Source organism: Streptomyces lydicus (genome assembly GCF_001729485.1).
Classification (GTDB): Bacteria; Actinomycetota; Actinomycetes; order Streptomycetales; family Streptomycetaceae; genus Streptomyces; species Streptomyces lydicus_D.
Genome location: NZ_CP017157.1, coordinates 4226446 through 4248352 on the forward strand (window position 1 = coordinate 4226446; position 21907 = coordinate 4248352).

A 21907-nucleotide genomic window follows, 5' to 3' on the forward strand; every position below is an offset into this window, starting at 1 on the left:
GACCAGCCTTAAGGGATCGTGAGCACGATCTTGCCTTGGATGTGCCCCTGGGCGGCGCGCTTGTGTGCTGCTTGGGCGTCTGCGAGCGCGAACGTGCTGTCGATGGCGACGCGGATCGTGTCCGCGTCCATCAGGCGTCCCAATTCCGCGAGCTGAGCGCCGTTCGCTCGTACCTGCGTGCCGGATACGGTGACGCCCAGCTTCGCGTTCTCCTCGTCGTCGAACTCTCCGAAGTACACCGGGTACAGCGCGCCGCCGCGCTTGAGGGTGGGCAGGAAGCGTCGGCTGTGGGGGCCCCCGACGGTGTCCAGGACGAGGTCGACGTCGCGGACGATGTCCTCGGGGCGCTGCTTGGTGTAGTCGATGTATTCGTCGGCGCCGAGGCCGTGAAGGAAGGTCTCGTGGGTGCCGGAGGCCACGGCGATGACGCGGGCTCCCTTCCACTTGGCCAGTTGCAGGGCAAGGTGGCCTACGCCGCCGCCGGCCCCGTTGATGAGCACCGTGGTATCGCTGCCCAGAGCCATGGGGCGGTGCCTTGCCTCCTGGAACGGGGAGGGGTGGTCGTGCCCGACGTCGATCAGGTATTGCCACGCCGTCAGCCCCGACATGGACAGTGCGGCAGCGTGTGTGTGGTCCACGGCGGCTGGCTTGGGCGCGAGGTCGGATGCAGGTGCGGTGACGTACTCGGCGTACGCGCCGCTCTGCATCAGGACGGGAAAGCGCAGCAGCCCCACCACCTCGTCCCCGGCTGTGAAGCCGGTGACATCGGCGGCGACGGCTTCCACGACACCCGAGATGTCGGTCCCCGGGATCAGGGGCAGGTCGAACGGGGGCCTGAACTCGGGAGGGATGCCGGGCATGCCCTCGCGTACGTACCAGTCGGGCGGGTTGAGACCGACCGCCCTCACGCGGACGAGTACCTCGCCCGAGGCCGGTTCGGGAACTGCGACCTCCTCATGATGCAGCACCTCTGGGCCGCCGAACTCGTGCAGCTGGATCGCTTTCATCATGCGGGGCGGCATCGTGTTCCTCCTGCTTACGGCACGGTATATGTTTATTCGGATCAGTGAACCAAATAAAGTGGTTCACTGATCCGAATATATGGATCAGTGAACCGTTTGGTCAAGTGAGGAGACCGATGCGAGTCGACGCGCAGAGAAACCGCGACCATCTACTCGCCGTGGCGGGTCCCGTCATAGCCGAGCAGGGCATCGACGTGTCGATGCGCGACATCTCACGCAGAGCCGATGTCGGCCTCGCGACGCTGCTGCGGCACTTTCCGACGCGCGAGGCGCTCTTGGAGGGCCTGCTCCACGCGAGCTTCGGCGACCTGACGGCCAGAGCGAGCGAGCTTGAGACAGCGCACACGGCCGAGGACGCTCTCGTCTCATGGGTGCGCGACTGCGTCGCCTGGACAACCGAGTATCGAGGGGTGACCGTACTGATGGCAGCGGCCATCGAGGACCCCGAATCCGCCCTGCATGCCTCGTGCGTCACCCTGCGCGCAGCCGGTGCCCGGCTCCTCGCCCGGGCTCAGGCCGCAGGCGCGGCCCGGAGCGACATCGACGGCGATGACCTCTTCGCCCTGATAGCCATGCTCGCGTGGGTCGGCGATCAACCCACACTCGTACCCCGCGCCAACCACCTCTTCGACCTCGTCGCCAGCGCTGTACTGACGCGCGCGGACGGCGACCGGGGCACGGGTGCCCCCGGCGAACGCTGAAGCCAGCCCCCATCACCGGCAGGTCCGGTGCCTTGACGGCAGAGCTCTCTGTCCGGATCATCGCCGCCGTTCACGGGACGAAGCGGCTGCCGGGGGCTGGGGGCGCGTGTTCGGCCCGAACAGGTGACTCAGCGCCGAGCGTCGCCGGGCGCGAGGAGGCTGGTCAGCTCAGAGATCGCCTCGGGGGACGGCTTGAAGTAGCGGCGTACGTTCTCCGGCTTCTTGTGCCGGGACTTGGCCATCAGCATCAGCAGGGAGGCGCCCTGCTCGCCGAGGTGGGTGAGGGCGGAATGGCGGTACTCGTGCAGGTCCCAGCCGGTTCCCGGTCCGCGCACGGCGGTGTGCTCATCGAGCAGGGCGCGGGCCTGGCCGTAGGAGAGGCGGGCCAGGCCGGTGTCCGGGCACACGTCGCGCGGGCTGACCACCTTCCCCGGACCGGGACGGCGATGGGTGACGAACACCGGCCCGCGAGTACGGCCGCGCAGCAGGCGGGGCAGGAGCCGGGCGGTTCCGGCGTCCCAGTAAACCCTCTCCAGGACGAAGTCCTCGCGTGTCTGTCCGCGGCGGCGGGCCTTGCTACGGGCGCCCTTGGCCTTTAAAGGGCAGCGGTGCGCGGCGAGGTCCAGGTCCTCGATGTTCACGCCGAGGATCTCCTCCGACCGCCCGGCGGTCTCGTAGAGCATCCGCCATAGCGTCTTCTCTCGCAGGTGCACCTCGCGCCGGGCGATGAGCCGGTCCACGGCCATCTTCGAGCGGGCCGGGGTCTCGGAGTCCGGCACCGCCAGCCGCTTGGTCCAGGCCGGAACCGCCGGGCCGTCGTACCCGTACTCCGCGCACCAGCCAAGCCACGACAGCACCGACGCCCGGCGGGCGTTCCAGGTGTTGACCGCCGCGGTGCCCCACAGCAGTTCCAGAGCCTCGCCGATCTCGTCGTCCGCCACCGACCCCAGCGGGCGGCCCTCCTCGATCCGCTCGGCGGTCTTGCCGACACCCGTCGAGTAGCTGCGGACCGTGTTCGGGTTGCGGAGCGAGTCGAGGAAGGCGTCCGCCGCCGCACGGACGGTCAACGCCTTCCCGGCCGGCAGTTGCACGGCGGTGGGCACAGCTTCCCCCTTGCCACGGATAACAGGGCCGCTTCACGTACGGCCCGGAGAACGTCACTCCAGGTGACGAACCAAGTCCCGCAGATAATAGGGCGTTATCCGTGGAACAACTTCAGACGGGCCCACTCGTCGACGCTCCGTCAGCCGCCCACCAGGGCCGACAGATCCTTAGCGCCGGTTTTCGTTCCGATGTTCCTCAACCCCCAGGTACAAGGGCGCACCGTGCATCCAGGCATTCTTCCCCGGGGGGCACCCGCACCGCACCCGGCCGACGGCCGATACCTCCCGCCATCCCAGCTGGTGGTAGAAGCCCTCCAGTCCCAAGCCCCGCCCGTGCCGCGAGGTTGAGCTGCTCCAGGCCCCTCTCGTCCCGCGCCGGTTCGCGGACGCGACACATCAGCGCGGTCCCGATGCTCCGGCCCGCGGAAACGCGGATGCGTCTGGAGGTGGTTGACCTCGCCCCAGTGCGCGATAAGGGGATGCATGTCACTGCGGCATCTCTGGTGGCCGGGTGATCTGCCGGAACTCGGGCGGATCGTGATCGGTCATGGTGGCGGTCATGTTGCACAGCCCGGCAAACCTCCACTGCGGAGTTTTTGCATACGACATTCGTTTTCATGTAGCTTAGGGTGTCCAACCCGTCTTTCCGATCCGTCTCTCGGAGGTTTCCGTCGTGGCCGTGCCCAAGCGCAAGATGTCCCGCAGTAACACCCGCCACCGCCGCGCGCAGTGGAAGGCGAGCACTCCGGAGCTCGCCCCGATCCACGTGGACGGTGTCGAATACCAGGTGCCCCGGCGTCTCGTGCGTGCCTATGAACGCGGGTTGCTGCCGCTGCCCGGGAAGAGCTGACGGCACGCCGCCGGCACAGCACCACACCCGTACCCCGCTCCGTACGAGAACTGAGGAAGCCGTTCCGTGTCAGCCCCCGCTGAGCCGTCCCACCGTCGTCTGCCCGTCAGTGTGCTGTCCGGATTCCTCGGCGCGGGGAAGACCACGCTGCTCAATCACGTCCTCAACAACCGCGCGGGGCTGCGTGTGGCGGTGATCGTGAACGATATGAGCGAGGTCAACATCGATGCGGCGCTGGTGCGGGACGGGGGAGCGGCGCTGTCGCGTACCGAGGAGCGGCTGGTGGAGATGACCAACGGCTGCATCTGCTGCACGCTGCGGGACGACCTGCTGGCGGAGGTGGAGAGGCTCGCCCGCGCGGGCCGGTTCGACTACCTGCTCATCGAGTCCAGCGGGATTTCCGAGCCCATGCCGGTGGCCGCCACGTTCTCCTTCGCACGCGACGACGGCGCGATGCTCGCGGACGTCGCGGCTCTGGACACCATGGTCACAGTCGTCGACGCTGCCAACTTCCTGCCCGAGCTGGCGCAGGGAGACGAGCTGACGGAGCGGGGCCTCGACCAGTACGAGGACGACGAGCGCACGGTCAGCGATCTGCTGATGGACCAGGTCGAGTTCGCCGACGTCATCGTGCTCAACAAGCTCGACCTGGTCACCGACGCGGAAGCCGACCAGTTGCGAGCCGCGCTGGCCCGGCTGAACCCCTCCGCCCAGATCGTGCCCGCCAGCCACGGGAAGATCGACCCGGTCCGCGTTCTCGGCACGGGGCGCTTCGACGTGGAGAAGGCTCAGCAGGCCCCGGGATGGGTCGCCGAGCTCAACGGTGACCACGTCCCGGAGACCGAGGAGTACGGAATCTCCAGCCTCGTCTTCCGCGCCGATCGTCCCTTCCACCCCGAGCGGTTGTGGCGTTTCGTCGCCGAGGACCTGGACGGCGGAGCGTACGGCGACATCCTGCGTTCCAAAGGCTTCTTCCGGCTTGCCACCCGTCCCGCCGTCACCGGGCTGTGGTCCCAGGCCGGCGTCGTCGCACGCTTCGAGCCGGCCGGGGTACGCAGCGGGGAGCAGCAGGCGCAGGAGCTGGTCTTCATCGGCACCGGCCTGCGCAAGGAGGCTCTGACCGAACGGCTCACCGCCTGCCTCCTCAAGGACGGCGAGTCGGTTGCCGGGCTGTGCGACCCGTTCCCGTCCTGGGAGACGTACGGCATCGACGACGCCTGTGAGCACGAGCCCGCGTCCGAGTACATCCACGCGGACTGAAGCGGACCAGATCGCCGAAGACATGGACCGTGCCGGGTCGGGTGCGGCCCGGCGGCTTGATCGGTCTCAGGCCATCCAGAAGAAGACCGAGGTCATCCGCTTGTCCTCCAGGGGGCTGCCCCACTGGCCGGTGGCGCTGTGCATCAGGTTTGCGGTGCAGAGGAGCAGCCGGTTGTAGCGGTGCGGCACGCGCACGTCCTCGGTGAAGGAGTCGTGCGGGACGAAGCGCGTGCCGAGCGCGTCGACGAGAGACGTCGGCGTCGGAGAGGCGCCAGGGACGCAGCTCCAAGCCGTTTGGAAGGCCGAACACCGGCTGGTTCATCCTGGCCATCCGGCCTGCGGGAACGACTGCTGGTATGGGTGATCTGGAGATCATCGCGGCATCCTGCGACAACCGTCACTCGCGAACTCATCACTCCTGCATCGCCTGTGCGATCCACAGATTCCCCTCAAGCCAAGGGTCACGCATGCGGTCGGTGCCGAATCCGGGCTGCGGATCGACCAGTGCGGTCGCGGCGCGCGCGGGCCGGGCCGTTGCTGTACGGCCCATATCGCGGCAGCGAACAGCGTCCAGGCGACGGCGTATCCCGCCGGCAGGCGGCTGGGGCATGGCGTGGAGCGACGGTTGCGCTCATGAGTGTGCGGGCCCTGCGGTGGCCGTGGGATGTTCGTGATGTCCGGGCTGCGGGCGGTGCAGTTCCACGAACGGCCGGCCCTCGGCCGTCCATCGGCCGGTCAGGAGCCACCCCGCGGCCTCGGCGGCAGACAGCAGGGCGGTGGTGCCGAGGCGGGCCCAGGCAAAGGGGCGGCCGTGCCGACCGTGTGCGTCCTCGAGGCGGACGGTGAGGTGCTCGTCCACGTCGTGCGGGGCGGCCTCGGCCAGCAGGCGCCCGCCGGGCGCGACCACCGCGCGGAGGCGGACGAGGAGAGCGACCGGGTCGCCACCGATGCCGACGTTGCCGTCCATCAGCAACACGGTGCCCCAGCGGCCTTCCCCCGGCAGGCGGTCGAAGACGGACCGGCGCACGGCAGCACCTCCGTGTTGTCTGGTCCGGGCCACTGCGGCCGGGCTGACGTCCACGCCCAGCGCCCGTATGCCGCGGGCGGCCAGGCCCGCCACCAGACGTCCCGGTCCGCAGCCGACGTCGAGAACGGGGCCGGTGCAGCGGTGCAGAACGCCGGTGTCGGCGGCGTCGGGGGTGGCGCACCAGCGCTCGACGTCCAGCGGCAGCAAGTCCTCTGCCTTCCCGGTGCCGTCCGGATGGGCCGGGGGTGACAGGCGGCGCAAGAAGAGCGGGCCACGGCCGGTGCGCAGGGCATGGGCGTAGGGGTCGTCCGTCCACGGCTTGCCCGGGCGGGCTGTCGTCCACTCGGCGAGGGCAAGGTCCGTCCCGCTTGCCGTGCCGCTCACCGCCCCTCCTCAACAAGCGAGTTCAGGGTGGCGGCGAAGCGCGAGCCGGGCGGGCAGCAGGCGGCGACCGCGACGGCGTCGGCGGCGGTGTCCACATCGCGCAGCACCGGCAGGTCGCTTACGCTCAGCCCGGCCTCGACGAGTCGGCGCCGCTGCATCGCCCCGGTGCGGTCGGTGGACATCGGCACGCCCCGTACGAGGACCGCAGCGCGCGCAGGGTCGGCGAAACCCAGTGCCCAGAACCCACCGTCCGCGGCCGGCCCGAACCAGGCGTCGTGGCCGTCACGTCCGACACCCGTAAAGAGTTCCGTGGTCAGTTGAGGGGTGTCCATGCCGATCAGGAGGGCCGGTCCGCGGTCGCAGTGGCCGAAGGCGGCAGCGATCCGCTCGTCCAAGCCGCCGGAGCCCTGGGACACAAGGTCGAAGCCGGGCGGCAGCCAGGGGCCGGGAACACCGTCGAGAACAAGGATGCGACGCCGGACGGGGGCCTTGAGCGCCGTGTGCAGGGTGTCGGCGAGGGCCGCCTCGGCCAGAGCGGCTGCCTCCTGGTGTGTGTAGGGCGGGGTGAGTCGGGTCTTGACCCGCCCCGGGACGGGCTCCTTGGCGATGACCAGCAGGGTGGCGGGCCCTGTGGCCGGGGGCCGGGCGCTCATCTTCCGGTTCCCGGGGTGGTCGCCGCGGACACCGGGGCAGCGGCGGGCCGCTCGGCGAGGACGGCGCGCATGTCCCGAACTGCGTGCCAGGTGCCGAGCCAGGTGCCGGTGACTTTCGAGCGGCCCGTGCGGGGGCGGTACGGCACCTCCGTCTCCGCCACCCGCCAGCCTGCGTCGGCGGCGCGGACCACCATCTGCAGCGGGTAGCCGGAGCGCCGGTCGGTCAGGTCAAGGGCGAGCAGGGACTCGCGGCGGGCGGCACGCATGGGACCGAGGTCGTGCAACCGCAGGCCGGTGCGTTGGCGGATCAGGCGGGCCAGTTCCAGATTGGCCAGACGGGCGTGCAGTGGCCAGGCACGGCGTGTGACGGGCCTGCGACGGCCCAGCACGAGGTCGGCGGAGCCGTCGCGGACGGGCCCGGCGACGGAGGGCAGAAGCGTGGGGTCGAGGGACGCGTCGCAGTCGCAGAAGCAGACGACATCGGCCGTGGCGGCGGTCAGACCCGCGTGGCAGGCGGCGCCGAAGCCGCGCCGCGGCTCGTGGACGACATGCGCCCCGAGGGTACGGGCGATGTCCGCGGAGCTGTCGGTGGAGCCGTTGTCGACGACGATCGCGCGCCAGCCCGAGGGGATGCGGTCCAGCACCCACGGCAGGGCCTCGGCCTCGTCGAGGCAGGGCAGCACCACGTCCACAGGGGCAGGCGAAGAGGGAGATGTTTCGATCACCTCACTCACCCTACGGACGCGAAACGGGCGAAAGGGATTTGATGGCCTTACGGATCGCTGACGCCCGCCGCGGCTCCCACCGACGGCCGAACGCGGGTGTGAGACTCGGCGCCGTGAAACGCATACTCGTCGTGGACGACGACCCACCGCCTCCGAGGTCGTCACCGGCTACTACCTGGACCGGGGGGCTTCGCCGTCGATGTGGCTGCCGACGGTCCCACCGCCGCGGCCCGCGCCGCCGCCCAGCCGTCCGACCTGGTGGTGCTGGACCTGATGCTGCCCGGCATGGACGGGCTGGAGGTCTGCCGCCGCAGCCGCGAAAACGGCCCGCTCCCGGTCATCATGCTCACGGCGCGCGGCACGGGAGGACCGCATCCTCGGCCTGGGGCCGGGGCGGACGACTACCTCATCCAAACCGTTCAGCCCGCGCGAACTCGTACTCCGGGCGCAGTTGGTGCTGCGCCGTGCCGGAGCACGGGCCGCAGTCCAGAGGGCACCGGCCGAGTCCCGGGTGCGCGCCGGCCCCCTCGCCTTGAACCCCAAGGCTCGCCGCACCAGCCGCCACGGCACCGAGCTCGCCGAACCGGGCCGCGAATTCGCTGCCACCAGCGCGAAGCTCGCCCCATCCCGGGAGCGGGGGAGCCCTGGAGGAGGAGGCATGGTGAACGACCCGGGCGTCTACCGTGCCCGTATCCGCGCGGAGGCGAGCGCATGAGCGACATGGTCGGCGGCCTCTTCGAACTGTCCCGAATGCAGGCCGGCGTGCCCACCCTGAACGCTCTCCGGATGCCGGTCCACGACCTGGTTGGCGACGCGCTCGCGGGCGCCGACTCCCTGATCAAGGAGCACGGTGTACGGATCGTCGGCGACGGGGTCGAGCCCGTCCCCGTCGATGTCGACGGCCGCAGGATGTCCCGCGTCCTGGCCAACCAGCTCGTCTACGCGATCCACCGGGCGCCCAGCGACGGCATGGTCAGGATCTCCGCCCGCCAGGAGGCGGACGGCGTCGTCGTATCGGTGACCTGTGGCTGTGGCGGCGTTCCCCCGGAGGACCTGCCCCGTTGGGCCGGCGTTCCGGCCGGAGGGGAAGCGTCAGCCGGCTCGCAGCGAGGCCGTCGCGAACTCCGCCATTCCCTCCCCGAACGCGACCTCCGGCTTCCAGCCCAGTTCGTCGCGCAGCCTGCACGAGGAGGCGGTGATGTGGCGGACGTCGCCGAGCCGGTACTCGCCCGTGACGACCGGCGTCCGCCCGCCGTGCGCCTCGGCCAGGGCGGCGGCCATCTCACCCACCGTGTGCGGCTCGCCGCTGCCGACGTTGTACGCCCGCATGGCTCCCTCCGGCAGACCGGGCAGACCGTCCAGAGCCGCGAGGTTGGCCCCGGATACGTCCCGTACATGGACGAAGTCCCGCCGCTGGCCACCGTCCTCGAACACCCGCGGTGCCTCACCGCGCTCCAGCGCGGACCGGAACAGCGAGGCGACCCCGGCGTACGGGGTGTCACGCGGCATCCCGGGCCCGTACACGTTGTGGTAGCGCAATGCGGCCACCCGCCCGCCGACGGCGCGCGCCCACGCGAAGGCGAGGTGCTCCTGCGCGAGTTTGGTGCTGGCGTAGACGTTACGCGGATCGAGCGGGGCGTCCTCGGCCACCATGCCGGGCGCGAGCGGCTCACCGCACGTCGGGCAGGGCGGCTCGAAGTGCCCTGCCTCCAGGTCGGCCACCGTGCGCGGCCCCGGCCGGACGACACCGTGCCGTCGGCACTCATAGCGTCCTTCTCCGTAGACCACCATCGAACTCGCCAGCACCAGCCGCCGCACCCCGGCCTCGGCCATGCCGGCCAGCAGCACCGCGGTACCCAGGTCGTTGCAGCCCACGTAGGCGGGGGCGTCGGCGCAGTCCTTGCCGAGCCCGACCATCGCCGCCTGATGGCAGACGGCGTCCACACCCTGCACGGCCTCGGCCACGGCCACCGCGTCGCGGACGTCCGCATGCCGCCAGTCCACCCCGTCGGGGATCGGCGGGGGCGTGCGGTGGGCGGCAGGCAGCAGCGCGTCGAGCACGCGCACCTCGTGCCCGGCGCCTCTGAGGGCGGTGACGACGTGCGAGCCGATGAAGCCCGCACCTCCGGTGACCAGGATCAACATGCCACCGACCGTACGGCCACGGGCCCGCCCCGTGACCGTACGACGCGGGAGCGTCAGGGGTTTGTAATCCTTCCCGCCGCAGGCCGAGCGTCGCCGGGCTGTGCGGCATCACCGCTAGGACCCCCGTAAGACGGCCCGACAGGCGGGAGCCGCGGACGCACCTACGAACGTGGCCGCCGACGGCCGCGGCGGATCCCCCGCGCGGCCAGTACGAGGGCCGTGACCGTCGCCACTGCCGCCAGTGTGAGCAGCCAGTTGCGCGGATAGTCCAGCGGCAGAACCGAGGAGTTGGCCGGTTTCCCCGGGCGTAGCAGCACCGGCAGGGCGACCACCGTCAGAGCGCCCGCCACCAGCAGGGCTCCCCGGACCGGCCCGCGCGCACCGCCGCGGACCAGCACCAGCCCGATGAGCAGCACCGACGGCGCGATCAGCGCGTCGTGCAGCACCACCGCCCCGCCGAGCCAGACCAGAACACCCGTCAGGTCGGGCACCTCCCACAGCAGGGAGGCCCCGACGCCCATCAGCGTCAGACCGGCCGCCCCGGTGAGCACCCGCGCCACGCTCGTCCTCATGACAGCACCTCCAGTCGGCCGACCCACTTGGTCTGCAGCACGCCGGGCCGGTTCGGGGCGATCAGACGGACCGGGTATCCGTGGTCGGGGGAGAGTTCCTCGCCGTTGAGGCGCAGAGCGAGCAGGGTCAGTGAATCGTGGGCGTGCTCATGCCCCATCTCGGAGACCCGGTAGCCGCCCCGCGTCTGCAGCGAGACCACGCGTACGCGGGCGTGCGGCGGAGCACCCGCACGTTCCAGGAGGTCCATGACCCGCACGCCCGTCCAGTGCGCAGACTTGCTCCACCCCTCCACGCAGGCGATCGGCAGCTCCACCTCGTGCTGCGGCAGGCCCCGCAGCTCATCCAGCGTCAGCGTGTAGGGCTGCGGCCCGGCGACCGTAAGGCGGTAGCGCTCGGCCGGAATCAGCCCGACTCCGGCCGCGGCAGCGGTGCGGTTGACCGGCAGACCCTGCGGGCCGTGGTCCGGATGGCGGGGTGCGAGCAGGGTGAGGTCCTTCAGCGGGGTGAAGGACTGGCCCACGGTGGTCACGGTGACCGCACCGACCGCCCCTGCCACCGCGGCCAGCAGTGAGCGCCGGCTGGGCGCATCCTCCTCGGACAGGGCCAGGGTGCCCGCGGACCGCCGACTCCAGTGGGCCCGGATCTCGGGGGCCTTGACCGCGAGGTGCAGTACGAGCGATCCGGCCACCAGCCAGGCCACGGCGTAGTGCACCGGGACGAAGGAGAACGGCCACGGATACCACTGCGCGGTGTTCAGCAGGCCGGTGGCCACTTCGAAGACCGCCGCGGCCACCAGCACGGCCACCGACAACCGCTCCAGGGCGTGCCGCACCGACCGCACCGGCGGCCAGGCGAACAGCCGTGGGTACACCGTCCACAACTTTGCCAGCAGCAGTGGAATCGCCGCGATGCCTGAGGCGACGTGCAGCCCCTGCGTGAGCCGGTAGCCCCACTCCGGGCGGCTCGGCAGGTCATCGGCCAGCCACCCGGGCGGATGCTGCCACGCATGGCTGATCAGACCGGTCACAAAGCACACCATGAAGGCGAGGCCGAGCCACCGCCCGATCGAGGTCGCCGTGCGGGCGTCATGCAACCTGCCCTTGAACGCCGGCGGGAACAAGAGTGATCTCATGCCTCCCATCCCAGCCGCGGCAAGGCCGGTGCGGAACACCTGACTCCCTTACGAAACAGGGACGTCCAAGTCTTGGGCCGACCTGCTGGCACGGCCGCCGATGCCTGGCCGAACGTGGCTCGCCCTGCAGCCACTACCTGCCTGAGGGTCACGGGCGCGCCGCCGACACCCGTCAGCTCCGAAGCGCTTTCAGAGGCACCGGCTCATGACGAGAGCCTGACGTCGGCGGGCCGATCCGGGCCCCCGGCCCGCGCGGACCCTACGGTGAGGGTGTGCCCTCCTCGCCGCCCACGCGCTCCCGGCCCCCCTTGCCTGAGCCCGCCGCCCCGGACACCGGGCCCCCGAAGCCCGACAGCGGCCGCCGCCTCGACCTCGCCGCCGGCGGCGCTGCCTTCGCGCTCTTCGCGGTGGTCGCGAGCATCGGGGCGTATCTGCTGAGCCGCAGCCCGTCCCTGCACGTGGGCTGGCCGCCACTGATGGCCGACTGGGGTCCGCACCTGGGCCCCGGCACCCCGACCGCGGTGGCCGTGGCCGCCCTGGTCGTCGGCTACGGCCCCCGACTGGCCGAGCGGCTGCCGTGGCGGGCGATCCCGTGGGCCGTCTGGGCGGCGGCCATGGCATGGACGTGGTCGTTGGCTCTGGTCGACGGCTGGCAGCGCGGCGTCGCGGGCCGGTTGACCCGACCCGGTGAATACCTCCGCGGGGTCGACCGGTTCCAGCACTTCAGCAGCACCGTGCACGACTTCACCGGCCACATCCTCATCAACTCGCCCTCCAACTGGGGGACTCACATCGCAGGTCACCCGATCGGGGCCGTACTGACCTTCGTGGGACTCGACCGGATCGGCCTGGGCGGCGGCGCCTGGGGTGGGGTCTTCTGCATCACCGTGGGCAGTTCGGCAGCGGCCGCCGTACTGGTGACCCTGCGCCTGCTGGCCGGTGAAGGCCGGGCGCGGGCGGCCGCACCCTTCCTCGTACTGGCCCCGGGCGCGGTCTGGGTCGGGGTGTCCGCCGACGGCTACTTCACGGCGGTCGCCGCCTGGGCACTGGCCCTGCTCACCCTGGCGTCCACCCGAACTCGTGGGTGGTGGACGGCAGTTGCCGCCTCGGCAAGCGGCCTGCTGCTCGGCGCGGCGGTCTACCTGTCGTACGGGCTGATCCTGCTGGCGATCCCGGTCCTCGCCGTACTGCTCTGCACCCGCAGGGCCCGGCCGCTGCTCTACGTCCTGCCCGCCTGCGCCGCCGTCGTCCTCGTCTTCACCCTCCTGGGCTTCAGCTGGTGGCAGGCGTACGGCCTGCTCAGGATCCGCTACTTTCAGGGGTACGGCGGGGTGCGCCCGTACGCGTACTGGATCTGGGGGAATCTGGGCGCGGTGCTGGCGCCCGCGGGCGTGGCCGCCGCGGCGGGGCTGCGCCGGGCGCTGGCGGCCGCACCCGGCGCCCTCCGGCAGTGGCGGCGGCGCGCCGACCCGCAGGAGGTGGCGGCCGTCGTGCTGCCCTGCGCCTTCCTGCTCGCCCTGCTGGCCGCCGACCTGTCCGGCATGAGCAAGGCGGAGGCCGAACGCATCTGGCTGCCCTTCACATGGTGGCTGCCGGCGACCGCCGCGCTGCTGCCGGCCCGCGACCGCCGCGGCTGGCTGGCCGCTCAGGCGGCAACCGCCCTGCTTGTCAACCACCTGCTGTTGACCGACTGGTGACGCGCATACGGCCTGGTGCGTCGCGGCCGCCTCCGGGCGTACCGCCTTACCGGTCGCCCGAATTGGGCGTCCACTGCCGCAGCGTGGCGCCGGTATCCGCCTGCTGAGTCACCGACGAAGCGTTGACCTGGGCGTTCACTCTGGAGTGGGTGACGGGAATTGCACCGGGGCCGTGGTCCGCGGTGGACCGGCCCGGGGCCGTGATTTGCACAACAACTCGCAGAGGGCTGCCACCGGTCGGGGGACACCTCTGCCATCTCGGGAGTGCGCGGGCCTTGCCGCGTGCGCACGCTCGCTGACTTCATGTCTGAGGTCGTCCCATTTCGCTGTTCATCTTGTCCCGGCTGGCCGCCAGAAGTTCTTGTGTCTGCCGCTCGATCTCTTCGGGATCCAGTCCCAGGGCGCGTCCCAGGCTCGTCGACCAGACCTCAGAGCGCACGCTGGCTTCGAAGTTGAGATCGGCGCGGATGGTGTCTCGTGCGGCCTGGCGATTCTGGCTGACCATGACGAACGTCGACAGGAAGATCGCCTCAAGACTGACGATCATGGTGAGGAGCCCGAACGGGAAGGGCTCAAAGACAGCGGCCTGCCCGAAGACCCCCTCGTTGATCACGATCCAGCCGGCGAACCACACCATGTGCACATAGACGAAGCCCATCGATCCCGCGAAGGCGGTGATCCTCGGACGATGACTTAGGGTTCCCCATGCAACTGGACGAGGGCCGAAGGGCAGCCGAGGCCGGGGACTGGGTATGCGGGGCACGCCTTCGTCCAGGCCGCAATGGAGGGCAGTACGGAGGGTGCCGAGCTGGCGGTCCGGGTGACCGTCGAGCTCGTACCGCTGGCGGATGGTGGGCGCCGAGGCCGGGCTTCCGGCCGGGCAGCGCACCTGTGGGCACATGTTGGTGAGGGGTCTGGGCGTTGCAGAGGACCGTGCGCGTGCCGCCGGGCTGTTCCGGGCGGCCTCCGAGGGCGGGGACGCCTACGGCGCGTTCAACCTCGCCCAGCTCGTCGATGACCCTGATGAGTGCCTGCGGCTGTTGGAGGTCGCCGCACGCGAGGGGATCGTCGCCGCCGGTGCCGTCCTCGCCGACCGGCTGTCCGCTCTGGACCGGGACGAGGAGGCGCTGGGCTGGTACGTCTGGGCGGCCCAGCGCGGGCACATGGGGGCGATGAACGCCGCCGCCTGCTGGTACCGCGATGGCTTTGGCGCCACGCCGGACCCGGTGCAGGCAGTGCGCTGGTTCTTCGTGATGCTCGCCCACGGTGACGGAGACGGCATCCACGAGGCGATCCAGCTGGCGAAGGCCGGGGTCCTGGACGAGGAGCAGATCCGCGACGCCGGGCGGCTCGCCGGCGATCCCGGGGCGGCTGAGGCCCTGATCGGCACGGTTCGGGGCGGCGGCCGAACCTGAGGGAGTGTTCGGCCAGCCATGCCGTGATCCGCCGGACAGGGCCTCAAGCCGCGTGGCGACAGTGCGGCTCCGAACTGAGGGCCGATACTCGCTTCATGCGCCACCGTGGGCATATTGGGAAGCCTGGCGCAGGAGGAGATTGCGGTGGAGCTGAACCTCGTGGACAAGGTCGCCGTTGTGACCGGAGGTAGCAAGGGCATCGGCCTGGCCATCACCGAGGCACTCGGCCGTGAGGGCGCGCGCGTGGTGGTTGGCAGCCGCAGGGAAACCTCGGAACTGTCCGCCCTGCGCGAGCAGTACGACGTTGCCTTCCATCCCGTCGATCTGGCCGACGCCGACGGTGCCGACACGCTGGTCCAGGCGGCAGCAGACCGGCATGGCCGGCTGGACGTGCTGATCAACAACGTCGGTGCCACCAGCCCACGCTCCAGCTTCCTCGATGTCAGTGACGCAGCATGGCTGCATGCCCTCAACATGACATTCCTGAGCGCGGTGCGCGCCAGTCGTGCGTCGTTGCCGCACTTGCTTGCTCACGGTGAGGGAGCGATCGTCAACATCAGCTCAGTCAACGCCCGCCTGCCCTTCCCCATGGTGGTGGACTATTCAGCGGCCAAAGCCGCCCTGAGCAATCTCACCAAAGCTCTGTCGGAGGAGTTCGCCTCCCGCGGAGTCCGCGTCAACGCCGTCGCTCCCGGGCCCGTACGCACCCCGTTCTGGACTGCCCCCGGCGCCTTCGCCGACGCCGTCGCGGCCAGTGCAGGCGGCACGGCCCAGGAGGCCCTGGACCAGGTCGTACCCCAGCAGATGGGCATCTCCACCGGACGCATCACCGAACCCCGGGAGGTGGCCGACCTCGTTGCCTTTCTCGCCTCCCCGCAGGCCGCCAACATCACCGGTGCCGAATTCGTCATCGATGGCGGCCAGATCAAGACCACCTGACACGGGCTTGAGCGTGTCAGGTGGCCGCGAACACGATCGCCGCCAGCACCTGTCTGTCGTCATATCGGCGGCACCCGCTCTGCGGGCGCAGGGGGGCGCCGGGACCACCCGCTGAAACAACACCCAAGCGGTGATTCCTGGAGGCGGCTCAGGCCGTGAGGGATTATTGATTCGTCGAAACAGCTGGGGCAGGGCGAGCTGGGCCTCCATCCGGGCCAGTGGGGCCCCGAAGCAGTAGTGGATGCCGATGTAGAACCCGAGGTGCTGGTTGTCCTCGCGGTCGGGATCGAACCGGTCAGGATCCTCGAAGCGCTTGGGGTCGCGGTTGGCCGAGGCCAGCAGGAGCCAGACCTGGGCGCCTTTGGGGATGATGGTGCCGGCGATGTCGATGTCGGACAGGGTGATGGTGAAGGGGATGAACTGGACCGGCGGTTCGTACCGCAGCACCTCTTCGATGAGCGGGACGACCAGGTCCGGTTCGTTCCGGAACCGCTCAACCCCGCACCCCTTCCGTGGCTGCACTGCGGGCACGGAGCCTGGCCCGCCGACTCGGTCGGCTGCCGGGGCGTTCACGGGCCTGGGCACGACCGGTGCTTGGCCCACCTCAGCCTCGACGACCGCACCGCATACCTCGTCGGCCTGGCTCCCGGCGCCAACATTGACCATCGCGGTACTCCCTGGGGGAGTCGACGGCGGCCCTGCCCCTGCGCTACGCCACCATGGACCTCAGTGACGCAGCGCTGTCCTCCCCGGTCGCCGTCACCTCCCACGCCACTGGTGACCGCTGCGCCGCCCAGGTGTCGATGAGGTGCGGCAGGGCCGGCCGAAGGCGGGCGACCGTCATCTGCTGATGGATCTCTCGGCCGTCACCTCGTGCGACGCGGCGAGCCTCTACACCCTGCTCGGCGTTCGCCAGGCGGTCAGCCACGCCGGCGGCATCCTTGCTTTCGTACGGGTGAGTGATGCGGTCCACGCACAACTGCAACGCACGGGCCCGCACCAGCTACTGGTGCCCTCGGAATGACGGCGGTGTCATCGGCGTGAGGCCGGCCGGGCGACTGTGGGGAGACGGGTGCCACCTTGGAAAGAACGGTCTGAGGTCCTCGGCGCGAGGCTCGGGGAGGAGCCCGCTGCTTGAGGATCTACATGCCGGAACGTGCCGACGGCGCCGCGCGAGCGTAGGTCGCGGTACGTCGGTGCCCGGTGTCGGCTCTTCCGGTCGAAGGGGCGTGAGGTCGCGGCGGGCCGTCTGGGGTCACTGCAGACCGATACGCCGTGCGATCTCCTCGGTGTGCCGCAGGCGCGCGGGTGCGTCGTCGCCGAGCGCCGCGACGACTCCGGCGACAACGGTCTCAACCACGGCAAGGGTGGGTACGAAACTGTCGTACGGCGACGGCGTCGTGACCAGGCTGGGCAGGACGACCTCGGCGTGCGCGGAGACTGGGGACAGCCATCGGTCGGTGAACAGGATGACCTTCGCGCCATGTTCGAGGGCGAGTCGGGACATGGTGACCTTGTCCTGCTCGTACCGGCGGTAGTCGAAGACGACCAGGACGTCGCGGCGCGTGAGCGCACCGAGCACCGCGGTCCGCTCGACGTCGCCCGCGGGCAGGAGCCGGATGTCACCGCGCAACTGCATGAGGTGCAGTCCAAGGTACTGGGCGAGGAGATGGGTGAAGCGGCCGCCGGCCAGGGTGATGCGCCGTTTGCCGTCGGCCAGGAGCGAGACGGCGTGCTCCAGGTCGTGCGGCGGGAGTTCGGTGAGGGTCTGCGCGACGGCGGAGCTGAACAGCCTACTGCCCTGCCCGAGAAGGGATGCTTCGCCGTCCGCCGCCTCGTCGGTGCGGGCGCGGTCGGCGGACTCGTACAGGGACAGGGGTGAGGCGTTGCGTTCGTCGAGTTCCTCGCGCAGGGCGGTCTGGAAGTCGGGGAAGCCCCGGTAGCCGAGCCGGTTGACGAAGCGGATGACGGAGGGGGCGCTGACGCCCGCCCGTTCGGCGAGGACGGCGACGGTCTCGAAGCCGGCGGAGGGGTAGTTGACCAGAAGGACGCGGGCGACCTTGCGCTCGGCCGGGCTGAGGTCGCCCAGCTTGTGCCGGATCACGTCGGCGAGTGCGCCAGCGGCCATCGCGGGTTCCCTTCTCGGTCGTCGGCGGGCGTGCGGCCCGCGTGCCGAGCCTAATGCCGATCACGCGAGCCGTGATCCCGGCCGCCGCCGTGTTCCGGGGCGACGACGGGTGCTCCCGCACCAGGCAACGGCGCGATGAACCGGTGCGGGAGCGTCGGGGGCAGCGTCAGTCGCCGCGACAGTCGCCGAGGTCGGCGATGAGAGAGGCGAGCAGAGTGACCCTGGCCGGGACCGTACTGACGTCGAGCCACTCCTCGGGGGTGTGGTCGGCGCCGCCGACCGGTCCCAGGCCGTCCAGTGTCGGGACCCCTGTGCCGGCGATGGTGTTGGCGTCTCCCACGCCGCCTGTCGCCGTGGCCCCGAAGGTCAGTCCCAGGCGTACGCCGATGTCCTGGGCCCGGTCGAGCATCCGGCGGGAGGCGTCTGTGTCCTCCATCGGCGGGCACGATTCGAGTTCCTCGACGGTGACGCGGGTGCCGGGAACGACGGGCCGCGCGGCGGCCTCCTGAATGGCGGCGGTGGCCGCGCGCATGCCGCTGTCTGTGGCCGAGCGGATCTCGACGAGGAGTTCCGCGTCGGGGCAGACGATGTTGAAGCGGCTGCCCGCGCGCACGACGCCGACGTTGAGGGTGACGCCCTCCCATGTGCCGTTCAGCGCTTGGATCGCGATGACGAGGTGGGCGGCGGCCAGGGCCGCGTTCGCTCCGCGTTCGGGTTCGATGCCCGCGTGTGCGGCGCGGCCGGTGACGGTGAGCCTGAAGTCGGCTACGCCCTTGCGGGCGATGACCAGGTCGCCGTTCTCCCGGGCGCATTCGAGGGCGAGGGCGTAGTGCGTCCCTTCGGCTGCCCGCCGGGTGACCGGTCTGCTGGCGGGTGAGCCGATCTCCTCGTCGGGTGTGGCGAGGAAGACGAGTTCCGCGTAGTCCTCGATGCCTGCCGAGGCGAGGATCTCGAGGGCGGCCAGTCCTGCGACCATGCCTCCCTTGTCGTCGCTGACGCCGGGTCCGTGGGCGAGTGATCCGTTGAGGGTGAAGGGGCGTTCGGCGGCGGCCCCGTCGTCGAAGACGGTGTCCATGTGCGCGGCGAGCAGGAGTCTGCGGCCCCCGTCGGCGACAGCCAGGCGACCTGCTTTGCGGCCGATGAGCACATCTCCGATGCGGTGTCCGTGGGCCTGCCGCAGCGGGACGCGTTCCACGGAGAAGTCCAGACGCTCGAGGTGGGCCCGGACCAGGTCGGCGACCCGGTTGACACCGTCGGCGCTGTACGAGCCGGAGTCGATCGCGACGAGTTCGGCCAGGTCTTCCAGGTACCGGGCCTGGTGTGCGTGGGAAAGCGACAGCAGCGCTTCGTCCAGGGGCTGTTGCCGGGACGGGGCGCTCACAGGACCTTCGACAGGAAGGCGCGGGTGCGCTCCTGCTCCGGTTCGGCCAGCACCCGCCGGGGGTCACCAGATTCGACGACGACGCCTTCGTCCATGAAGACCGCCAGGTCACCGACTTCGCGGGCGAAGCCGATCTCGTGCGTGACGACGACCATGGTCATGCCGTCGTCCGCGAGCCGGCGCATGACGTCGAGGACGTCGCCGACGAGTTCGGGGTCGAGCGCCGAAGTCGGTTCGTCGAACAGCATCAGTTTCGGTTTCATGGCGAGGGCGCGAGCGATGGCGACGCGCTGCTGCTGGCCGCCCGAGAGCTCGGCCGGGTAGTGGCCCTCCCGGTCGGCGAGCCCCACCTGGTCCAGCAGGGCCCTTGCCTCGTCGCGAGCCCGGTCCCTGGTGACACCGGCGACCTTGACGGGGGCCTCCCCGACGTTCTCCAGGGCGGTCATGTGCGGGAAGAGGTTGAACCGCTGGAACACCATGCCGATGTCGCGCCTCCGGGCGGCGACCTCGCGCTCACGCAACTCGTGGAGCCGAGCGCCCTGGGGGCGATAGCCGACCGGTTCGCCGTCGACGGAGAGCCGGCCTCCGTCGATCTTCTCCAGATGGTTGATGCACCGCAGGAACGTGGATTTGCCGGACCCTGAGGGCCCCAACAGGCAGCACACCTGGCCGCGTTCGACCGTCAGGTCGATGCCCTTGAGAACCTGGAGCTTCCCGAAGTGTTTGTGCACGCCCTCCGCGTGCACCATGGGCGCGTTCACCGGCCCGCCTCCTTCTGTGTGCGGCCGCGCAGGGCGGTGAGGGGTCCGGCGCACAGGCGCCGCAGGGGGGAGACCTCGGCGCCGCGGGCCGTGCCGCGCCCGTAGCGGCGTTCGAGCCACGCCTGCGGGACGCTTAGGACGCTGACCAGACCCAGGTACCAGAGCGACGCCACCACGAGCATTGGGATGACCTGGTAGTTCTGCCCGTACACGTCCTGGATGTTGGACATGAGGTCATGCGCCGCGATCACCGACACGAGGGCCGTCATCTTGAGCATGTTGATCGTCTCGTTGCCAAGCGGCGGGATGATCACCCGCATCGCCTGGGGCAGCACGATCCGCCGCATGGTGAGTGCCGGGCGCATGCCGAGCGAGTGGGCCGCCTCGGTTTGCCCCGCGTCGACGGACCGGATCCCCGCGCGGACGATCTCGGAAGCGTACGCGGCCTCGTTCAGGCCGAGCGCGAGCAGGGCCGCGACCGCCGGGGTGAGCAGGGTGTTGGTGTCGGCCTGGAAGAAGGTGACGCCGGTGAACGGGACGCCGATCATCACGTTCTGGTAGAGGGCTCCGGCGTAGCCCCAGAAGATGATCTGTACGAGCAGCGGCGTGCCGCGGAAGACCCAGACGAACAGCGACGACAGGCCGTAGAGGACCGGGTTGTCGGAGAGCCGCATGACCGCGACGAGGGTGCCGAGGACGAGGCCGAGGGTCATCGCGGCGACGGTCAGCCACAGGGTGGTGGCCAGGCCGTCGAAGATGAGGCCGGCAAACAGGTAGTGGCCTACGACGTCCCAGTGCAGGTTGCCGTTCTTCGCGAGCGAGCCGATGAGGCCGGCCAGCGTGGCGAGGGCGGCCACCGCGGAGATCCAGCGTCCCCAGTGGTGGACGGGGACGATCTCGAAGGTGTCGGGTGCGGGGGTCTTACTGGTGTGCGGTGTGCCCGCGTGGGTGGTGGCGGTCATCTCTAGTCCACCGCCGCGTTCTTGGTGGCTTCCTTCACGGCGATGGAGGCGACGCCGTACTTGTCACAGATCTTGGTGAGGGTGCCGTCGTCGATCAGAGCCTGGAGCGCCCGCTGGATCGCGTCGGTCAGTTGCGGGAGCTGTCTGCTGACGGCGATGCCGTTGGGCGAGGCACGGTAGCCCGCCGGTGCCTTGGGGTCCTCGGCCAGGTCGAAAGCCTTGCCGCCGTCGGCGGTCTTCGCCGACCAGCCGGCGGCGGGTTTTGTGACGACCTCCGCGATCACCTTGCCGGAGCGCAGGGCGAGTTGGGCGTCCGAGTCCTTGGGGAAGGTCTGGATGTCGGCCACCTTCCGGCCGGACGCCCGGCATGTGGCCTGGTGGGCCTTGAGCAGCTTGTACTGGTTGGTCGCCGCCTGGACGCCGACCTTCCTGCCACAGATGTCGTCCAGCGTGCTGATCTTCGCCGGGTTGCCCTCGGCCACCAGGATGCCCGAGCCGGAGCGCGAGTAGTCGACGAAGTCGACGACCTTCTGCCGCTCCTTGTTGTCGGTCAGCGCGGACATCGCGGCGTCGAACTTGCCGGCCTGGAGGGCGGGAACGATGCCGTCGAACTTCGTCGGGGTGAAGGCGAACCTGACGCCGAGCTTCGCGCCCAGGGCCTGGCCGAGGTCGTAGTCCAGGCCGGCCAGTTCACTCTTCCCCTCGGTGACGAACATCGCGAACGGGGGGTAGGGGACGTCCGTGGCCACGCGCACGGTGCCCGCCTTCTTGATCTGCTCGGGCAGGGCCTCGTGGAGGGCCGCGTCCCGCGTGACCGTGACCCCGGCGATCTTGCCCCCGGCTGCTGGCTCGCCACCGCCATGACCGGCGCCGCAGCCGGAGACCACCGCCAGAGCCGTGCAGGCCAGCACGGCAGTCGCCCCGCGGCGGGGCGCAGAGATGTACATCAAAGTCGTTCCCTCTCGGACGTCCGAAGCGAGCGGAATCACCTCCGCCGACGTCCCGAAAGTTACACATCACTTCCCCTAATGGCTAGATGTAATAGACGT

22 protein-coding genes and 4 pseudogenes are annotated in these 21907 nt (G+C 70.4%); 8 read left to right on the forward strand and 18 right to left on the reverse strand.

Going from position 1 to position 21907, the window contains the following annotated elements; all coding sequences use genetic code 11:
- Window positions 1-8: 8 nt before the first annotated feature.
- On the reverse strand, window positions 9-1007 hold the full coding sequence (locus SL103_RS18310; RefSeq protein WP_069573877.1) for an NADP-dependent oxidoreductase: 999 nt from the start codon (window positions 1005-1007) through the stop codon (window positions 9-11).
- A 131-nt stretch (window positions 1008-1138) separates the two neighbouring features.
- Between SL103_RS18310 and SL103_RS18315 the strand changes: the two genes are divergently transcribed.
- Window positions 1139-1723, forward strand: coding sequence for a TetR/AcrR family transcriptional regulator (locus tag SL103_RS18315; RefSeq protein WP_069570072.1), 585 nt, complete (start codon window positions 1139-1141; stop codon window positions 1721-1723).
- 128 nt (window positions 1724-1851) lie between these two features.
- On the opposite strand, the gene SL103_RS18320 is transcribed toward SL103_RS18315, so the two are convergent.
- Window positions 1852-2826: a tyrosine-type recombinase/integrase gene (locus SL103_RS18320; protein WP_069570073.1), complete on the reverse strand. Its 975-nt coding sequence runs from the start codon at window positions 2824-2826 to the stop codon at window positions 1852-1854.
- A 673-nt stretch (window positions 2827-3499) separates the two neighbouring features.
- Here SL103_RS18320 and rpmF point away from each other — a divergent pair.
- Both rpmF and SL103_RS18330 read left to right on the forward strand, forming a co-directional pair.
- The gene (gene rpmF / locus SL103_RS18325) at window positions 3500-3676 is read left to right on the forward strand and encodes a 50S ribosomal protein L32 (protein ID WP_069570074.1); all 177 of its coding nucleotides are present in this window, start codon (window positions 3500-3502) and stop codon (window positions 3674-3676) included.
- A gap of 66 nt (window positions 3677-3742) precedes the next feature.
- On the forward strand, window positions 3743-4936 hold the full coding sequence (locus SL103_RS18330) for a GTP-binding protein (RefSeq protein ID WP_069570075.1): 1194 nt from the start codon (window positions 3743-3745) through the stop codon (window positions 4934-4936).
- 66 nt (window positions 4937-5002) lie between these two features.
- Here the strand turns inward: SL103_RS18330 and SL103_RS36140 are convergent.
- The 4 genes and pseudogenes from SL103_RS36140 to SL103_RS18345 form a co-directional block, all read right to left on the reverse strand.
- Window positions 5003-5188 (reverse strand): annotated as a pseudogene (locus tag SL103_RS36140) (DUF6445 family protein); the annotation flags it as partial.
- Window positions 5189-5567: 379 nt separating this feature from the next.
- Window positions 5568-6347 carry a class I SAM-dependent methyltransferase gene (locus SL103_RS18335; protein ID WP_069570076.1) on the reverse strand — a complete coding sequence of 260 codons (780 nt, stop codon included), beginning with the start codon at window positions 6345-6347 and terminating at the stop codon, window positions 5568-5570.
- Entirely contained in the window at window positions 6344-7000 is a 657-nt protein-coding gene (locus SL103_RS18340) for a TIGR04282 family arsenosugar biosynthesis glycosyltransferase (RefSeq protein ID WP_069570077.1), read from the reverse strand. Before SL103_RS18340 ends, SL103_RS18335 begins: the two co-directional genes overlap by 4 nt.
- Window positions 6997-7725 carry a glycosyltransferase family 2 protein gene (locus SL103_RS18345; protein WP_069570078.1) on the reverse strand — a complete coding sequence of 243 codons (729 nt, stop codon included), beginning with the start codon at window positions 7723-7725 and terminating at the stop codon, window positions 6997-6999. Before SL103_RS18345 ends, SL103_RS18340 begins: the two co-directional genes overlap by 4 nt.
- Window positions 7726-7926: 201 nt before the next feature.
- Here SL103_RS18345 and SL103_RS39570 point away from each other — a divergent pair.
- Window positions 7927-8091, forward strand: a pseudogene (locus SL103_RS39570) (response regulator); the annotation flags it as partial.
- 312 nt (window positions 8092-8403) lie between these two features.
- On the opposite strand, the gene SL103_RS39575 reads toward SL103_RS39570, so the two are convergent.
- The 4 genes from SL103_RS39575 to SL103_RS18370 all read right to left on the reverse strand — a co-directional run bounded on the left by SL103_RS39575 (window position 8404) and on the right by SL103_RS18370 (window position 11575).
- The gene (locus SL103_RS39575) at window positions 8404-8676 is read right to left on the reverse strand and encodes a hypothetical protein (protein ID WP_069570080.1); all 273 of its coding nucleotides are present in this window, start codon (window positions 8674-8676) and stop codon (window positions 8404-8406) included.
- Between the two features lie 141 nt (window positions 8677-8817).
- Entirely contained in the window at window positions 8818-9870 is a 1053-nt protein-coding gene (locus tag SL103_RS18360; protein WP_069570081.1) for an NAD-dependent epimerase/dehydratase family protein, read from the reverse strand.
- Window positions 9871-10031: 161 nt separating this feature from the next.
- Window positions 10032-10442 carry a hypothetical protein gene (locus SL103_RS18365; RefSeq protein WP_069570082.1) on the reverse strand — a complete coding sequence of 137 codons (411 nt, stop codon included), beginning with the start codon at window positions 10440-10442 and terminating at the stop codon, window positions 10032-10034.
- Window positions 10439-11575 (reverse strand): molybdopterin-dependent oxidoreductase, encoded by a 1137-nt coding sequence (locus tag SL103_RS18370; RefSeq protein WP_079146259.1) that lies wholly within the window; start codon window positions 11573-11575, stop codon window positions 10439-10441. The genes SL103_RS18365 and SL103_RS18370 overlap by 4 nt, the downstream gene beginning before the upstream one ends.
- Before the next feature lie 308 nt (window positions 11576-11883).
- Between SL103_RS18370 and SL103_RS18375 the strand changes: the two genes are divergently transcribed.
- Complete coding sequence (locus tag SL103_RS18375; RefSeq protein ID WP_069570084.1) at window positions 11884-13272, forward strand: hypothetical protein; 1389 nt, start codon at window positions 11884-11886, stop codon at window positions 13270-13272.
- Between the two features lie 301 nt (window positions 13273-13573).
- On the opposite strand, the gene SL103_RS18380 is transcribed toward SL103_RS18375, so the two are convergent.
- Window positions 13574-13930: a DUF1003 domain-containing protein gene (locus SL103_RS18380; protein WP_069570085.1), complete on the reverse strand. Its 357-nt coding sequence runs from the start codon at window positions 13928-13930 to the stop codon at window positions 13574-13576.
- A gap of 241 nt (window positions 13931-14171) precedes the next feature.
- Between SL103_RS18380 and SL103_RS18385 the strand changes: the two genes are divergently transcribed.
- Both SL103_RS18385 and SL103_RS18390 read left to right on the forward strand, forming a co-directional pair.
- The gene (locus SL103_RS18385; RefSeq protein WP_164492839.1) at window positions 14172-14687 is read left to right on the forward strand and encodes a tetratricopeptide repeat protein; all 516 of its coding nucleotides are present in this window, start codon (window positions 14172-14174) and stop codon (window positions 14685-14687) included.
- 144 nt (window positions 14688-14831) lie between these two features.
- Window positions 14832-15626 (forward strand): SDR family NAD(P)-dependent oxidoreductase, encoded by a 795-nt coding sequence (locus tag SL103_RS18390; protein WP_069570087.1) that lies wholly within the window; start codon window positions 14832-14834, stop codon window positions 15624-15626.
- A 19-nt stretch (window positions 15627-15645) separates the two neighbouring features.
- Here the strand turns inward: SL103_RS18390 and SL103_RS39580 are convergent.
- Window positions 15646-15761 (reverse strand): annotated as a pseudogene (locus SL103_RS39580) (IS5/IS1182 family transposase); the annotation flags it as partial.
- A 3-nt stretch (window positions 15762-15764) separates the two neighbouring features.
- Window positions 15765-16124: pseudogene (locus SL103_RS36160) on the reverse strand (cytochrome P450); the annotation flags it as partial.
- 310 nt (window positions 16125-16434) lie between these two features.
- Here SL103_RS36160 and SL103_RS36165 point away from each other — a divergent pair.
- The gene (locus SL103_RS36165; protein WP_164492840.1) at window positions 16435-16650 is read left to right on the forward strand and encodes an STAS domain-containing protein; all 216 of its coding nucleotides are present in this window, start codon (window positions 16435-16437) and stop codon (window positions 16648-16650) included.
- A 231-nt stretch (window positions 16651-16881) separates the two neighbouring features.
- Here SL103_RS36165 and SL103_RS18400 read toward each other — a convergent pair whose 3' ends face one another.
- From SL103_RS18400 to SL103_RS18420, 5 genes are all read right to left on the reverse strand, one after another.
- Window positions 16882-17754, reverse strand: a complete 873-nt coding sequence (locus tag SL103_RS18400) for a MurR/RpiR family transcriptional regulator (protein WP_069570089.1) — start codon at window positions 17752-17754, stop codon at window positions 16882-16884.
- A 166-nt stretch (window positions 17755-17920) separates the two neighbouring features.
- Window positions 17921-19135, reverse strand: a complete 1215-nt coding sequence (locus SL103_RS18405) for a M20 family metallopeptidase (protein WP_069570090.1) — start codon at window positions 19133-19135, stop codon at window positions 17921-17923.
- Complete coding sequence (locus SL103_RS18410; protein ID WP_069573878.1) at window positions 19132-19884, reverse strand: amino acid ABC transporter ATP-binding protein; 753 nt, start codon at window positions 19882-19884, stop codon at window positions 19132-19134. Before SL103_RS18410 ends, SL103_RS18405 begins: the two co-directional genes overlap by 4 nt.
- Before the next feature lie 8 nt (window positions 19885-19892).
- On the reverse strand, window positions 19893-20858 hold the full coding sequence (locus SL103_RS18415) for an amino acid ABC transporter permease (RefSeq protein WP_069570091.1): 966 nt from the start codon (window positions 20856-20858) through the stop codon (window positions 19893-19895).
- Window positions 20859-20860: 2 nt separating this feature from the next.
- Window positions 20861-21805, reverse strand: coding sequence for an ABC transporter substrate-binding protein (locus tag SL103_RS18420; protein ID WP_079145819.1), 945 nt, complete (start codon window positions 21803-21805; stop codon window positions 20861-20863).
- Between the last annotated feature and the right edge of the window lie 102 nt (window positions 21806-21907).